Origin of the sequence: Ensifer sp. PDNC004, assembly GCF_016919405.1 — a bacterium.
In the GTDB taxonomy this organism is placed as follows: domain Bacteria; phylum Pseudomonadota; class Alphaproteobacteria; order Rhizobiales; family Rhizobiaceae; genus Ensifer.
Window position 1 is genome coordinate 686,004 of sequence record NZ_CP070352.1, and the last position, 15,184, is coordinate 701,187.

The following is a 15,184-nucleotide window of genomic DNA, read 5'->3' on the forward strand; positions in this document are numbered from 1 at the left end:
TCGGGAGGAAAAACAATGACAGTGAACATCAACAGCGCTGCACTCGCCGCCGGCCCCGCCAAGGCGATCAGCATCAGCGACGTCAATCTCTACTACGGCGCGCTTCACGTGCTGAAAGACATCAACCTTGAAATCCGGCCGGGCGAGTTCTTCGCCTTTCTCGGCCCATCGGGCTGCGGCAAGACCACGCTTTTGCGCCTGATCGCCGGCTTCAACAATGCCCGCCAGGGCAAGGTCGTGATCGGCGGACAGGACGTGCTCGACATGCCCGCGTGGAAGCGCGACATCGGCATGGTCTTCCAGTCCTATGCGCTCTGGCCGCACATGACGGTCGCCGCCAACGTCGCCTTCGGCCTCGAAGAGCGTCGGCTGCCGCGCGCGGAGATCGAAAGTCGCGTCCAGAAGGCGTTGGACCTCGTCGGCCTCAAGCACCTTGCCGACCGACGCCCGTCGCAGCTTTCGGGTGGTCAGCAGCAACGCGTGGCGCTCGCCCGCACCATCGCCATCGAGCCGAAGGTGCTGTTGCTCGACGAGCCGCTGTCCAACCTCGACGCCAAGATGCGTGTCGAGGTTAGGCGTGAACTGCGCGAGTTGCAGCAGCGGCTGCAGCTGACGACGATCTTCGTCACCCACGACCAGGAAGAGGCCAACACCGTCTGCGACCGCATCGCCGTCTTCAACGAGGGCAGTATCCAGCAGGTGGGAACGCCGATGGGGCTTTATGAAAAGCCGGCCAACCTGTTCGTCGCCAACTTCCTCGGCACGGCCAACATCCTCGACGGCAAGGTGGCCGGCAGCGGCGCTGCCAGGAGCTTCGAGGTCGTGGGCGGCGGCTCCATCCCGATCCCGGCCGGCACCGACGTGCCCGCCGGCGCCAAACTCGTCTTCCGGCCGCAATATGCGACGATCGGCAGCCTCGAGCCCGGCGCCGTCGCGCTCGAAGGCATCATCGCGCATCGCGAATTCCTGGGCGCGACCGTGCGTTATGGCGTGAGGATCGGGGCTGCGACGGTGCTGATCGACGCGCCGTTCCATTCCGGCGACGCGCTTCTCGAACCCGGTGCGGCGACGACGCTCGGCCTCAAGCCGTCGTCGGCGCAATGGCTCGCCCATTAGAGCATACGATGCGCGTCCGCCGGTCTGACCGGCGGACGCGCCCCTCATCCATTCAAGCATCGCGAGATCGCTGCTTTCTTGAGTTCCGCATGAAAAAAGATCTTCCAAGCCTCATCCTCATCCGCCACGGCGAAACCCAATGGAACGTCGCCGGCCGCCTGCAGGGCCGCAAGGACACGCCGCTGACGACCAATGGCGTGCGCCAGGCGCTCGCCGTCGGCCTGCGCCTTGCCGAACGGATCGCCGAGGAGGACAAGAACCTGACCTTCTGGGTGAGCCCGCTCGGCCGCGCCCGCCAGACCGCATCGATCCTCGCCGACACCTGGTCGATCCCCTTCGATCGTTTTGCCGAGGCGGCCGCCCTCGCAGAACGCTCCTATGGCGCGTGGGAGGGGCTCGCCCATGACGAGATCGAGCGCGATCTTGTGGACCAGTACGAGGCGCACAGCGCCGACCCGTTCGACTATTCGATGCCGGGAGGCGAAAGCCGGACAGCGCTTGCAGCGCGCCTCGAAGCCTGGATCGACACGCTCGACCGCGGCCGGCGCCATGTCGTGGTTACCCATAGCGGCTGCCTCAGGGCGCTGCGCGGCATCTACACCGCCGCCTCGCGCGACGAGATTCTTGCCTATCGCGAACCGCAGACGGCCTCGTTCCTTCTGACAGCAGGCCGCGAGACCATGCTCGACGTGCCTCTCAACATCCTGCGCGCCCTTGGCTGCGATGGCGCCGGAAGGACCGTCTGGATCTGATCGACCAGGCTGCCGCAACCAGCCACAAGAAACGCCGCGCATGGAAGCCATGCGCGGCGTTCGATATTCAGAGGGATTGCCGCCCCCTTAGAAGCTCACCTTCAGCTTGGCGTTGACGCCGTGGTCGGAAACGCCGGAGGCGATCTGGCCGGTGTAGTTGACGCCAAAGGTCGCGGTCGGAGCGATCTTGACGTCGATACCGGCTTCGACGAGTGCGGCATCCCGGGCGATCGGCGCGCCGCCGACCGTAAAGCCCTGACCGCCGGCAAAGGCGAGCGTCGAGGTCGGCACGACATCGCCGAATGCATGGCGCCAGCCGACCGTGCCGCTGAGAACCGCCGCCGTTTCGCCGAAGGACACGTCGGTCGACGTACGCACGCCGATCGTCGTAAAGGTCGTGTCGGTGTTGTCCGAGCGGCCCGAGAGCGCCGCTGCTCCCCCATTTTCACGGAAACCGTCCGTGTCGAGGTTGAGATAGGCGAGGTTGGCGAAGCCCTCGAAATCGAAGCGACCGGCACTTGCCGCATAGCTCGCCTCGCCGAAGATCTGGGCGGTGCGGGCATCATAGGCTGCCGACAGGCTATCGTCGAAACCGCCGAAGGCTACGCTGCGGTTCGTTTCCATGCGGTGCCAGCTATAGGTCGCACCCGCCGTCAGCGACAGCGCGCCAAGCCCGGTCCCGGCATAGGCGCCGATATGGTAGTTGTCGCTGTCTCCCGAGGAACGACGATCGACCACGTCGAAGGTCGAGCGGCTGTAGCCGCCAAAGAGGCCGGCGCGCCAGTTGTCACCGACAAGACCGTCCGCGCCCATGAGGAAACCACCGACATTGCGCTGGAAGCCCGCCGCATTGCCGTTGCTGTCCGTATCGCCCCAGGTGCCGAAGGCCTGGCTCCAGAAGGCGAAGCGCGCAGTATCGGCCGCAACGCTTTCGATGCCGCCTTCGCCATAGGCGAGCACCGGCGTCGCCTTGGTGCTGTCATCGCCGAAGGCCGCACGGATGCGGTTGGTGGCTGCCGCGTTCAGAAGCAGACCGTCCTGCAGCAGCATGCCCTTGGTCGAGGCATGGATCTCGCCCGAGAGCTGGCCGAAGGCAAAACGCGCCTGTGCGCGGTCGAGGTTGGTGAGCGCCGAATAGGCGGCATTGGAGAAGCCGAGGCTTTCGGCCGCGATCGCCGTTGCCCGCTGGTTGGCGGTCTCGGTGACATCTGCGAAGCGGATATCGTTGCGGCTGAGCGTCAGCGTCACGCTGTTGGCGTCATAGCCGAGCGTAGGGTCGAGGAAGACGAGGCTCGATGCGACGTCGGCAAAGGTACCGGTCACGCCGCCGGCCGCCGTCAGGATCGTGTAGCTGGTTTGCGGCGCATAGCTGCCATTGGCCGCAAGCGCCAGGACCGAGCCGCCGTTGAGCGTCGCCTTGCCTGACGCGATGATCTTGTCGCTTTCACCCTTGTCGTTGGCTTCGACCTGATAGGTGGAGCCCGCCGCGAAACTGATATCACCGGTAACGTTGAGCGTACCGACCGAATTGCCGGGCGCGATCACGCCGCCCTCGGCAATCGTGATGCTGCCGAACGTACCGATGCCGCCGATGGCGCCCTCCTTTTCGATGGTGAGCCCCGAAGACGAGGCGATCGACCCTTGCACCGAGAGCAGGCCGGACTTGACCACGGTCGCGCCGGTATAGGTGTTCTGGCCGTTGAGCACGAGCGCGCCGGCGCCGAGCTTGGTGAGACCGCCGCTGCCGCTGATCGCCTTGTTGACGGCAACGACGTTGGCAGCGTCCGCCACGTCGAGCGAACCGCCGCCCGCTTCGAGCACGATATCGCGGTTGATCTGGTGCATGTCGCGGCCGGCGATCCGGAGCGCACCGCCGTCGAGCCGGAGCTTCGCCGCTGCGCTGCCGAGGGCTGCATCCTCTTCGACCACAACGGTACCGCCGTCGGTCACCAGCGTTTCGCCGATAAAGGAGTGATCGTCGATGCAATAGTCGCGGATCGCCTGCTGGAAGCGGGCGTCGGTGCTCCTGCAATCGAGCAGCGTCTTCTTTTCCTGGTCGGTCAGGCCGGTAAGGATCGGCAGCCCGTTTTCGTCGGCGATCTGGCCGAGATAGACGTCGTTGCGCATGTTGTTGCGGCTGAGGTTGAACACCCCACCCTTCTCGGCAAAGGTCGACGCTTCGTCATCCCAGACAATGCGGGTCTTTGCCGCCGAGGTCGCCGGATCCGTGTAGTTCTGCAGCACCGGGCCAATCCAGCGCACCGTGTGCGCAACCGGCTCATGATCCGAAAGCGGCGTCTTCGATCCATCCGGATTGTTGACGTAGCTGACGTCTGTGATGACGCCGGAATAGGGATCCTTCGGATCGTCGGCGAGCGTCCACCACTTGCCGAAAGGACGCGACGCCAGGAAGTGGTCGATCTTCACCCGGTGCCAGCTCGCCCAGGTGTTGGTGGCGTCCTCGCCGTGCGACGGCCAGGTGACGCTGCCGTCGTTCAGAGCATGCGGCGAGAACTGTTCGCGCTCGTTCGGAAGCTGCAGGATCTGGAACTGCTTCTTCAGGATGTTCATCGTCTGCGGCAAGTTGCCGGCAACCGGATACATCTCGTCGGCAAAGAGGCCTGACGGCACCGTCGAGGCGTTGATCGCCGAAGCGCTCTTGCCCTTCCACTCGGCGATATAGGCGTCGAGCTTCTGCTGGTCCTTGGCGTAGTCGCGCAGGAGGCTCAGATAGAAGCTGTTGCTTGGGCTTTTGACATAGGTCTTCAGCAGCAATTCCTGCTGGCTGACCGAATGCAGGCCGCGTTCCGAGACGTCGCCGGCATTGAAGTCGCCGGTGAGGATGATCGGCCGCGTCTCGCCCTTGGCCCACTGGTTGATGCCCTTGGCCTCGCTGATGCGCGTCGTCGCCGGGTCGTAATAATTGAGGTGGGTGGTGCCGACGACCACCTGCGGCTTGCTGACGGTCGGATCGACCACCGTATAGGTCACGATGTCGCCGAGTGTGCTGGCGCCGAAGGTGCCGGGCAGGCGCGAGAACACGCCGGTATCGCTGTCCTGGCGGGTGGCGTAGGTTCCGAGACCGGCATTCTTCAGGATGCCCGGGATGTCCCGCGCGTAGGTGCTGTTGGCGCGGAACTCCTGGAAGGTCAGGATGTCGTAGTTCCCCTTGATGAAGAAGTCCGACATGACGCTCGGGTTGGCCTTGAAGCGGTCCAACCAGGTGTTCAGCGTCAGGATCTTCATGCTGTCGTCGGCGGCGCGCGCCTCGGCCGCCGAAAGCGTCAGGCTCGTGCCGCACAGAAGGATCGCCGTCGCCAGGCGCAACGGTTGCGTAAGGCGCGCGAAAGCCCGCACCCCGCGGAGGTCGTGTCCACGTTGTCTCATTATCTGCTCCAATGTCGCGATGCGAACACGCTCCGTCACAAGACCTTCACGGCGATGGTGTTGATGAGCGGAAGAGTTCACTGAAATGTACGATTACGGACATTAGGCGAGTCAAATGTCAGTTTTACAACATTTCATATGTCGCCATAAAATTTCGCGCGGCCCACAGGTGGTGCGCCGGCTTCCTTGGAGATCGGCGTTGGCCCTATGGTAGCAAAACGTGCTGAGGGGCAATGAGGATGAGGGTGATGGACGATCGGGATATTGCGGGTGGGGACAAGAAGGCGCGCCGGCAAGCGCAGCTTCTCAGCCACCTCGAAACGAACCACTATATTTCGATCGAGGAAATTACCGGCCTGTTCGGCGTCACCACCCAGACGGCGCGCCGCGATATCATGGCGCTCGAACAGGAGGGCAAGGTGCGGCGCCTCCACGGCGGCGCGACCATTGCGACCCCGGTTGATCCCAACATCTACCGCCAGCGGCGCATCGACAACGCGGAGTTGAAGGAGCGCATCGGGCAACTGACCGCGGAGCTTGTTGCCGACGGCGCTGCCGTGTTTCTCGACACCGGCACGACCTGCGAGGCGGTGGCGCGCGGCCTGCTCAAGCGCCGCGACCTGCGCGTCGTCACCTACAGCCTGCGCGTCGCGACCACGCTCAGCGAAAGCAGCAGCTTTGCCGTTGCCGTGCCCGGCGGCTTCGTGCGCCAGGTAGATGCCGGCGTGTTCCGCGAGGAGACCGCCGACTACATCCGCAAATTCAAGTTCGACGTCGCCATCATCTCCGTCAGCGGCATCGACCAGGACGGCGATATCGGCGACGACGACCATGCCGAAGTCGCCGCTGTCTCGGCCGCCATGCGCCAGGCCGAGCGCGTCATTCTCGCCGTCGACAGCAGCAAGTTCGGACGGCGCGCGCTGGTACGGCTGGCATCGCTTGCCGATATCGATGCGCTGGTCACGGACCGGCTGCCCGACGAACAGATCGTCGCCCTGCTGCGCGAGCACGGCGTCAGCGTTCATTGCTAGCGTCGGGGGGAGCTAGTGCCGAGGGATGCCGGCGGCGAATTTTGCCGGGGGCTTGAAACCCTTCACCCGACACCACACATAGGCATCAACGAATTGCCCGTGGAGCGCGACGGATATGATCAACCGAAGGCTCCGGGCGTAGTTCGCGCGCAAACGCTGACCACGGATGTACTGGCAGTGTCACGCCGCGAACGGGAAAAGGTCGGCATTGCCGGCCTTTTTTGTTTTCAGCACCGGCAGGTGCCCGTCTAGCCGCTACCAGCGCACGGCCCAGCGGCCGCCCAACGCCCCAAGCACCGTCAGTATCATGACTGCGATCGTGTACCAGGTCGCGACGAAGAGTGGCGAATCGTCCGGGCAGTGGGCGGCGTAGAAGGTCGCGGCAATGCCGCCGGCTGCAAGCCCTGCCAGGGCGCCGGCAAAGCCGGGGCGCGACGGCGCGCCATGGCGCAGAGCGACAAGGAACAGTCCTAGGGGCGCAATGCCGATCAGCGGAATGAAGGTCATGCACACCAGATAATTGGTTCCGACGAGTTTCGTCGCCCAGGCGTCAGGTGGCACGGCAAGAAGCTCGAACAGTACGCCACCGGCAACGAGCAGCGGCGCGATGCCAAGAAAAGGCACCAGCCGGCGCGGGTCCGCATCGGGCCAGGCGGCAACGCGCATGGCCGCAAAGGCAGCCGCAGCGAGCGCGATCGTCACCACGAACTTGAACAGGAACCGAACCGTCTCGGCAGCAGCGGCGATATCCGGCCGCGGGCCGAGCAGGATCGAAAACGCGACACCGGCAAGGACGAGCGCGCCGATCGCCACAGCGGGCCATACGGTGTTCATCGGCAGACCGGGTCGCCGATTGTCCGCTGCGAGAGCCTTGATGAGGTCGTTCGTATCCATCTCAGTTTCGTCCAAATCGGCGGGCGATTGCAGCAAGGCCGCGGTGCAGCGCCACCCGAACCGCCGTTTCGTTCATGTCCAGTTTCTGCGCCGTCTCGGCCACGGTGAACCCCTCGACCGAGATCGCACTGACCACCGAACGCTGGCCCGGAGCGAGCCCCTCCAGCGCCCGGCCGATCTCCCAATCCCTGGCCGTCTCGGTTTCGACGCTCGGCAGCGTCTCTTCGAGCCCCTCGATGCCCACCGTCGGGCGGCGGGCCTGCCGGCGCACGGCATCCACGTATTTGTGCCGGGCGACGGCATGCAGCCACGGCATGACGGGTGCGTCCTCCCGCCAGGTATGACGTTTTACGTGCACCGCCAGCAGCGCCTCCTGCACGACGTCCTCCGCATCGACGCCGCCGCCGATGGTCCAGCGCCGGGCCCAGCCACGGATCACCTGTGCCGCGTCCCGCAGGAAGTCGGCATAGGCCTTCTCGTCGCCGGCCACGGCCGCGCGAAGGAGCCCTGCGAGATGTTCGTCGTCCGCGCCGCTCACCCGGGCCCTTCCTCCCATTCGCCGATTCCCGGCATTTGTTACACGGCTATCGCAAATTCACGGCTGCTGTCTGCTCGGACCGGCCTCGCGGACCCATCACGAAAGCGTGTTGCCAACGTTATGTAACGCCCGACACCTGCGTGGCGAAAGACCCGATGTGCGCCTCAGTCACGAGCGCACTCGATCAATTCAACACGGAGACACATTCATGTCCACGAAGTCCACGATCAGCACCGCAATGTTGGCCGGTGCTGTGGCCGCGGCCCTGTCGTCGCTTGCAACTGCCGCACCGCTCACCGAAGCACAGGTCAAGTCCGCCATGGATGCGGGCAAGGAAAAATGCTTCGGCGTCGCACTCAAGGGCCAGAACGATTGCGCTGCCGGCCCCGGTACCACCTGCCAGGCAACCTCGACGGTCGACTACCAGGGCAACGCCTGGAAATTCGTCGATGGCGGCACCTGCACGACGATGGAACTGCCCGACGGCCGCAAGGGCTCGCCCGAACCGCTCTCCCGCGACATGGCGTCCTGATCCACGACCAGACGGAAACGGGAGGCGGGGCAATCGCCTCCCGTTGCACTTTGGTTTTCAAGGGGATGGCCGGTCGAGCAACGCTCCCGCCCGCCATCAACGCTCACAGGATTGGAACGGGATTGGCAATGCGCACTTCAACCAACGATGGCAGCGGACTTGCCCCGGTGAGCCCTCGCCTGCCGAACCATCAAATTGCCGGGCTAGCCGGAACGAGCTTCAAGCATCAGCACCTTCAGGCGATCCTCGCCGACGAAGCCCTGGGCGGCTTTTTCGAAATTCATGCGGAAAACTACATGGGCGCCGGGGGCCCGCCGCACGCGGCGCTGACCCGCATCCGCGAGCAGTTTCCGGTCTCTCTCCATGGCGTCTGCATGTCGATCGGCGGCCCGCAGCCGCTCGACAAGGCGCATCTCGCCCGGTTCAAGGCGCTGGTCGACCGCTATGAGCCGGCGCTCGTCTCCGAGCATCTCGCCTGGTCGACCCACGAAACCACCTTCTACAACGACCTTTTGCCGCTGCCCTATACCGAGGCGACCGTTGCGCGCGTTGCCGCGCATATCGACGAGGTCCAGGAGACGATCGGACGCCGGCTGCTGCTCGAAAATCCCTCCACCTATGTGACGTTCCCGGAATCGACGATGAGCGAAACGGCGTTCATCCGGGAACTGGTGAAACGCACCGGCTGCGGGCTGCTGCTCGACATCAACAACGTCTTCGTCTCGGCCACCAACCAGGGCTATTCGGCGCGCGACTACCTCGGCGACTTTCCGCTGGAGCATGTCGGCGAGATCCACCTTGCCGGGCATGCGGAGCAGGAAGACGACGAGGGCGAGCTTCTGCTGATCGACAGCCATGACGGCCCGGTCGCAGACGCCGTCTGGAAACTCTACGAAATCGTCATCGCCAGGAGCGGCGCCATCCCGACACTGATCGAATGGGACAGCGCCATTCCCGAGTGGCCGGTGCTGAAGCGCGAGGCCATGGCGGCGCAAGCGATCCTCGATGCTCACGGGCAACGGCTGTCGCAGGAGAAGATCCGTGTCCGCGCCTGACGCAACGCTCCCCATCCCGATCGGCCGAGCCGGCAGCTATGCCGCCGGTTTCGTGCCGCCGTTGCTTGCACCCGACCGGCCGACACCGGCGCTTGTCGCCGGCCCGAACGGCAAGGCGGCGGTGAAGCGCTTCAATGTCTATCGCAACAACGTCACGGTCAGCCTGATCGAGGCGCTGGCGGCGACCTTTCCGGCAACCGAGCGGATCACCGGCGAGGCCTTCTTCCGCGCCATGGCGCGCTTTCATGTGCGGGAGACGCCACCGACCTCGCCGCTGCTTTTCGAATACGGCCACGACTTTCCCGATTTCATCGCGCGCTACGAATACGCGAAGGGAATGCCCTGGCTTGCCGACGTTGCCAGGATCGAGCGCGCCTGGCTCGACGCCTATCATGCCGCCGATGCTCCGGCGCTTGCGCCGTCAGCGCTTTCCCTGGTTCCGCCCGAGCGGCTTGGCGACATCGTTTTCGAACCGCATCCGGCAAGCAGGATCGTGCGTTCCGATTATCCGGCCGTCACGATCTTTGCCGTCAACCGCGGGCGCGGACCGGTCGGGCGCATCGAAACGGCTGATCCGGAGAGCGCGCTGATTACCCGGCCCGGTCTCGATGTGATCGTTCGAAACCTCGCGCCCGACGCCGATCTCCTGCTTTCGCGCCTGCTGGCAGGCGTTCCCCTCGCCGCGGCCGCCGCGGAAGCTTCAACCCGATCTCCCACGCTCGATCTTACGGCCGCAATCGCCACCGCGCTCGAAGCCGGCGCCTTTGCGGCCATTCATCACGGAGGATGAAACCATGATGTCCGCATCCAGATTTTCGCAGAACGGCAGTCCTGCCGACGTCTCGCAATGGGCCCGTCGAGCGAACCGCGCCGTCGGCGTGCTTGCGCCGCTCTGGCTCTCCCAGCTTGTGCTGCGCTTTGGCCTCGCCGTCCCGTTCTTCCGATCCGGCATGAGCAAGTGGGACGGCTTCCTGCAGTTGAACGACGTGGCGGTGCTGCTCTTCAGCTCCGAGTTCCAGCTGCATCTGCCGGGCGGACCCTATCCCTACCCCGCTCCCGCCGTAACGGCCTTTGCGGCCGGCTCGGCGGAAATCGTTCTGCCCATTCTGCTCGTTTTCGGCCTGGCGACCCGCTTTGCCGCCCTCGGCCTGCTGGTGATGACGATCGTCGTGCAGCTGACCGTGCCGGACGGCTGGCCGATCCACATTACCTGGGCCGCCATGGCGCTCGCGCTGATGGCCTCCGGTCCCGGCAAGCTGTCGCTCGATCACCTGCTGTGCGCCTGGCGCAAGGGCGGACGATAGGTTCCACGATCCCGGCGACTGCATCTGCCGCAGGCGCCGTCCCTCAGTTCGGGCGCAGCCGCACCGGGGTATCGACGATCAGCTTGGTCCAGTCGTCGATGAAGCGGGACCGCTGCAGTCGGTCCTGGGCGGCAAGCAATGCCGGGCCGATGCGGATCGGCCGGCCAATACCGGACTCCACGAGTTTTGCCGGGCCGTCGACCTCGGCCGGCAGTGCGCCGTTCCACGAAAAGAAGAACGCTTTCTCCCGCGCGACCTCCTGCCCTCGCTCGGAGAGCAGATAATCGAGAAAACGACCGGCAAGATCGCGGCGTTTCGCCCCCACCGGGACCAGCGCGCCGCGGCTGAGGATCAGCGTATAGTCGCGCGGCAGGACGATCCTGAGCTTGGCGTTCCGGCGCGAGGCGGCATAGGCGTAGGAGCCGAGGATGTTATAGCCGATATAGACGTTGCCACTGTCGAGTTCCGACAGAACCGCGTTGTTGCAGCAGCGCAGCACCGCCTGGGCGCGGCTCAGGCTTTCGAGCAGGCGGCCGTAGGTGGTCGAGGCCTGTTGCGCATCAAGGAAGGCGAGCAGGTATCCGATGCCGGACTGGCGCAGATCATAGGTGCCGATGCGGCCGCGATAGTAATCCGGCTTGAAGCGCAGCAGATCGGTCAGCTCGCCATGAGTGTGCGGCACGTCCTCCGGCGGCACGAAGTCCTTGTGATAGACCATGACCGAGGGCTCGAAGGTGAAGCCGAAGACCTCGTCGCGCCAGTTCGCCCAAGCCGGCACGCTGCCGGTCTCCGGCGAGACATGCTGCAAAGCACAGCCGTCGTTTGCAAGCTTCACCAACTGGTCGACGGACGACGACAGCAGGAGGTCACCGAAGGGCTGCTGCAATCGGCAGGCGATGTCGGCATCGTGATAAAGCTCGTTGGTCACGTAGTCGGTATAGTCGATGGCAACATCCCGCGCCGTCAGCTGAAAATCGCGGATCAGCGGCTCCATCGCCTCGATGTCGGTTGCGCCGTTGATGACGAGCCGGCCGCGTTCGGCGTCGAGCGCCGGAAAGAACGCGCGCGTCCCCTCGACCGCGCCGGCCGGGCCGGCAAGCCCAAGGACCGCGACAAGTGCGATCGAAGGAAGCTGTCGCCACATCCTCATGGTCCCTCCCGATAAAGGGGAACATCGAGAATGACGGTGAAGTCGTGCGCGCCTTTCTCCAGAAACCGGACCGTGCCGCGATGGGCAAGCGCCACCTCCGCCGCGATTGCAAAGCCGAGTCCCATGCTTCCCTCTCCCGTCTTCGAACTGACGAACCGCGTGGTCACCGCCGCCCATTCGCCCGGCGGAATGCCGGGACCGTCGTCGGCGACCTCCACCAGAGCCCGATCGTCGTCGCGCCGCACGCGCACGGCCAGCCGTTGCGCGACACCGTGCTGCAGCGCGTTGTCGATGATGTTGGCGATCGCCTCGCGCAGGCTCACCGCATCGCCGAGTACATAGACCGGCTCGCTGCAGTCTTCGAAGGAGACGACGACATCCGGGTCGACGGTAATCGGTACCGTCGAGCGAAACGCTTTCCGCGCGATATCGCCAAGATCGACCGGCTTGAAACGCACGGAATCGGATCGGTGGATGACCATGGCATGGCTGAGCAGCTGGTTGGTGAGCCGCGCCAACTGGCTGACGCGATCGCGCACCCGCGCCAGATGCCGTCTGCGGTTGGCGTCGAGGTCGTGATCTTCGAGCATGTCGACCTGCGCCGAAAGGGCCGTCAACGGCGTGCGGATTTGGTGGGCCGCATCGGCGATGAAGCGCTGAAGCAGGGTGACGCGTTCGTCGAGGCGGCCCATGAAATGATTGATCGACCCGACGAAGGGTTTGAGCTCCCTTGGCATGTCGGCCTCGACGGGGGTCAGGTCCTGCGGATCGCGGGCACGCAGCGTCGCGGCAAGGGCATCGACGGGCAGCAGCGAATAGCGGATGGCAAGCACGGTGCCGGCAAGTGCAAATAGGCTCATGATGCCGACAAGGATCATCGCGCGCGTCGTCAGTTCGCCGGCAAGCCCGCGCCGCGCTTCGGTCGTCTGCGCCATCACCACATAGGCCCAGCCGGAAAAGGACGGGTCCGAAAGCGCCCGCGAGACCACGGCCACGCGCACCGGCACCTTGCGATATTCCGTCGTCAGGAAGACCGGGCCGGCTCGGGCCGCTGTCACGTCGACACCGGTATCGAGATCGTCGTAACCGGTCAGGGTTCGGCCATCCGGTCCCACCACGCGATAAAAAATGCGGTCGCGCTCGGCAAGGCCAAGCAGTTCGAAGGCCGACGACGGCAGCGTCACGCCCAGATTGCCCGCATCCACGGTCATGTTCGCGGTGATCTGGATCGCCGCACCGAGCAGCAGCCGGTCGTAGGCATCGTCGGCAGCCGCGCGGGCATAGTACCAGGCAGCCGCCGAGAGCAGCGCCGCCCCAGCGCAAAGCACCAGCGCCACGCGCAGCACCAGCCGCCAGAAGAGAGAGGTTTCACGCCGCTTCATCGGCCACCAGTTGATAGCCGAGACCCCGGATGGTGACGATGCGCACCGACGAGCCCTCGATCTTCTTGCGCAGCCTTCCGACATAGAGTTCGACGGCGTTGGGGTTGACGTTTTCGTCGAAGCCGAACAGCCGGTCGAGCAGCTCGTCCTTGCTGAAAACCCGCCCCGGCCGGGCGGCCAGTACCTCCAGAAGCGTGATCTCCCGGCGCTTGAGCTGGACCTCGCGATTGCCCACCCGCACGGAGCGGCTGTTGCGGTCGAGCACCAGATCGCCGCACTCGATGAGGTTGGTCGGATCGCCCTGGCGACGGCGCAGGAGCACACGCGTACGCGCTTCGAGCTCGCGGAAATCGAACGGCTTGACGAGGTAGTCATCGGCGCCGAGGTCGAGCGCGCCGACCCGGTCCTCGATTTCGGAACGCGCCGTCAGCACCAGCACCGGCGTCGTCTTTCGCCGGGCGCGCAGATGGCGCAGGATCTCGAACCCGTCGAGCCCCGGCAACATGACGTCGAGGATCACGAGATCATAATCGGTAAATTCGAGTATGTCGGCGGCGGCTTGACCGTCCGTCTGCCAATCGACGGTGTGCCCGACCTTTTCCAGTCGACGGCTGATTGCCTCCCCGACATCCCTCGTGTCCTCCACCAGAAAGATGCGCATGAGCAAGCAGTGACACGGAAGATTCCGCCGATCAACCCGGCGGATATGACCGCTTTCGTGACAGCGTGGTGACAGCTTCGGGGAGGAAAGAGGGTTGCCTGACCGCGACAACGGGAGATGCGGCCAAGGTCTGGAGGACAATCATCGCCGGGGCATTTTCGGGCGGCCGCACACGCGGTCCGTCGATGCTGGTCGATGCCCGTCCGGGCCCTGGATGTCACGGTGGGGCAGGCGCGTGACAGCGCCTTCGAAAGAACAACTCATGGATGGGAGAGAGACCATGACCCGAACCTTCGTAAAGACCCTTCTGGCGGCCGGACTGTTTGCCGCCGTTGCATCGCCGGCCGGCGCCGAGCCCAGCAAGCCTGAGTGCCTGGCCGGCGCCAAGCCGGGCGGCGGCTTCGACCTCACCTGCCGGCTCGCCGCCAATGCGCTGCTCGAAGCCAAGATCATCGGCAAGCCGATGGCTGTCACCTACATGGAAGGTGGGGTTGGTGCGGTTGCCTACAACCACGTCATCGGCAAGCGCGGCACCGACGGCAACCTGATCACCGCGGCCTCGTCCGGCTCGGCGCTTCTGATCGCCCAGGGCAAGTTCGGCCAATATGACGAAACGGCCGTGCGCTGGCTCGGCGCGCTCGGCGCCGACTACGGCGTGCTCGTCGTTGCCGCCGACTCGCCCTACAAGACGCTTGGCGAATTGATCGCCGCCTACAAGGCAAGCCCGACCGACTTCTCAGTCGCCGGCGGCGGCGCCGTCGGCTCGCAGGACTGGATGAAGGGTTCGCTCTTGGCAAAGGCTGCCGGCCAGGAGCCGAAGCAGATGCGCTATGTGGCGCTCGAAGGCGGCGGTGCGGTGCTGACGGCGCTCGAAGGCGGCCACGTCAAGGTCGGCGCCGGCGATGCGGCAGAAATGTCCAAGCACCATGCCGCCGGCAAGGTCCGCGTGCTCGCCGTCATGGCGCCTGAGCGCCTTCCGGGCGAACTCGCCGAAGTGCCGACCGCCAAGGAACAGGGCGTCGACATCGAATGGCCGGTCTGGCGTGGCTACTATGTTGGCAAGGACGTCTCCGACGCGGACTATAAATGGTGGGCCGACGCCTTCACCAAGCTCGTCGCAACGCCGGAATTCGTGAAGGAGCGCGAGGCGCGCGGCCTCTACGAATACAACCAGGTCGGCGATGCCTTCGACCAGCAGGTCAAGGCGGACGTGGCACGCTTCAAGATCATCGCCAAGGAAGCCGGCATGTAATGCCGAGGATCGGAGCGGGACGACCTCCCGCTCCGATCGCCATCATCCTGCGGGCACACGGGCACGGGCGATCCGCCTGGCCGTGAAGGAATGCCCGTTTTCCGTGAAGACGTGATCATCGGGAAACCCA

Annotated in this window: 14 protein-coding genes; 8 read left to right on the forward strand and 6 right to left on the reverse strand. The window is 65.1% G+C overall.

Features of this window, described 5'->3' with window-relative positions; genetic code table 11:
* The first annotated feature begins 15 nt into the window (after nt 1–15).
* On the forward strand, nt 16–1,116 hold the full coding sequence (locus tag JVX98_RS03045) for an ABC transporter ATP-binding protein (RefSeq protein WP_043624384.1): 1,101 nt from the start codon (nt 16–18) through the stop codon (nt 1,114–1,116).
* A gap of 89 nt (nt 1,117–1,205) precedes the next feature.
* Entirely contained in the window at nt 1,206–1,868 is a 663-nt protein-coding gene (locus JVX98_RS03050) for a histidine phosphatase family protein (RefSeq protein WP_205236816.1), read from the forward strand.
* 87 nt (nt 1,869–1,955) lie between these two features.
* Here JVX98_RS03050 and JVX98_RS03055 read toward each other — a convergent pair whose 3' ends face one another.
* Nucleotides 1,956–5,255, reverse strand: a complete 3,300-nt coding sequence (locus tag JVX98_RS03055) for an autotransporter domain-containing protein (RefSeq protein ID WP_205236817.1) — start codon at nt 5,253–5,255, stop codon at nt 1,956–1,958.
* Between the two features lie 239 nt (nt 5,256–5,494).
* Between JVX98_RS03055 and JVX98_RS03060 the strand changes: the two genes are divergently transcribed.
* Nucleotides 5,495–6,286, forward strand: a complete 792-nt coding sequence (locus tag JVX98_RS03060; protein ID WP_371826507.1) for a DeoR/GlpR family DNA-binding transcription regulator — start codon at nt 5,495–5,497, stop codon at nt 6,284–6,286.
* 255 nt (nt 6,287–6,541) lie between these two features.
* On the opposite strand, the gene JVX98_RS03065 is transcribed toward JVX98_RS03060, so the two are convergent.
* On the reverse strand, nt 6,542–7,180 hold the full coding sequence (locus tag JVX98_RS03065; protein WP_205236819.1) for an NrsF family protein: 639 nt from the start codon (nt 7,178–7,180) through the stop codon (nt 6,542–6,544).
* A 1-nt stretch (nt 7,181) separates the two neighbouring features.
* Nucleotides 7,182–7,718, reverse strand: coding sequence for a sigma-70 family RNA polymerase sigma factor (locus JVX98_RS03070; protein ID WP_205236820.1), 537 nt, complete (start codon nt 7,716–7,718; stop codon nt 7,182–7,184).
* A gap of 208 nt (nt 7,719–7,926) precedes the next feature.
* On the opposite strand from JVX98_RS03070, the gene JVX98_RS03075 reads away from it, so the two are divergent.
* From JVX98_RS03075 to JVX98_RS03090, 4 genes are all read left to right on the forward strand, one after another.
* Nucleotides 7,927–8,250, forward strand: coding sequence for a DUF2282 domain-containing protein (locus tag JVX98_RS03075; RefSeq protein WP_043624401.1), 324 nt, complete (start codon nt 7,927–7,929; stop codon nt 8,248–8,250).
* Between the two features lie 128 nt (nt 8,251–8,378).
* A complete protein-coding gene (locus JVX98_RS03080) occupies nt 8,379–9,305 on the forward strand; it encodes a DUF692 domain-containing protein (RefSeq protein ID WP_205236821.1) in 927 nt (308 codons plus the stop codon).
* On the forward strand, nt 9,292–10,095 hold the full coding sequence (locus JVX98_RS03085; protein WP_371826508.1) for a putative DNA-binding domain-containing protein: 804 nt from the start codon (nt 9,292–9,294) through the stop codon (nt 10,093–10,095). The genes JVX98_RS03080 and JVX98_RS03085 overlap by 14 nt, the downstream gene beginning before the upstream one ends.
* A gap of 4 nt (nt 10,096–10,099) precedes the next feature.
* Complete coding sequence (locus JVX98_RS03090) at nt 10,100–10,609, forward strand: DoxX family protein (protein ID WP_371826509.1); 510 nt, start codon at nt 10,100–10,102, stop codon at nt 10,607–10,609.
* A gap of 43 nt (nt 10,610–10,652) precedes the next feature.
* On the opposite strand, the gene JVX98_RS03095 is transcribed toward JVX98_RS03090, so the two are convergent.
* From JVX98_RS03095 to JVX98_RS03105, 3 genes are read right to left on the reverse strand one after another with little or no spacing between them, the layout of a single operon-like run.
* Complete coding sequence (locus JVX98_RS03095; RefSeq protein ID WP_371826510.1) at nt 10,653–11,759, reverse strand: ABC transporter substrate-binding protein; 1,107 nt, start codon at nt 11,757–11,759, stop codon at nt 10,653–10,655.
* Nucleotides 11,756–13,141, reverse strand: a complete 1,386-nt coding sequence (locus tag JVX98_RS03100) for a sensor histidine kinase (protein WP_205236824.1) — start codon at nt 13,139–13,141, stop codon at nt 11,756–11,758. Before JVX98_RS03100 ends, JVX98_RS03095 begins: the two co-directional genes overlap by 4 nt.
* Nucleotides 13,128–13,802 (reverse strand): response regulator transcription factor, encoded by a 675-nt coding sequence (locus JVX98_RS03105; protein ID WP_043624419.1) that lies wholly within the window; start codon nt 13,800–13,802, stop codon nt 13,128–13,130. The genes JVX98_RS03100 and JVX98_RS03105 overlap by 14 nt, the downstream gene beginning before the upstream one ends.
* 280 nt (nt 13,803–14,082) lie before the next feature.
* On the opposite strand from JVX98_RS03105, the gene JVX98_RS03110 reads away from it, so the two are divergent.
* Nucleotides 14,083–15,054, forward strand: coding sequence for a tripartite tricarboxylate transporter substrate binding protein (locus tag JVX98_RS03110; RefSeq protein ID WP_205236825.1), 972 nt, complete (start codon nt 14,083–14,085; stop codon nt 15,052–15,054).
* Nucleotides 15,055–15,184: the final 130 nt, after the last annotated feature.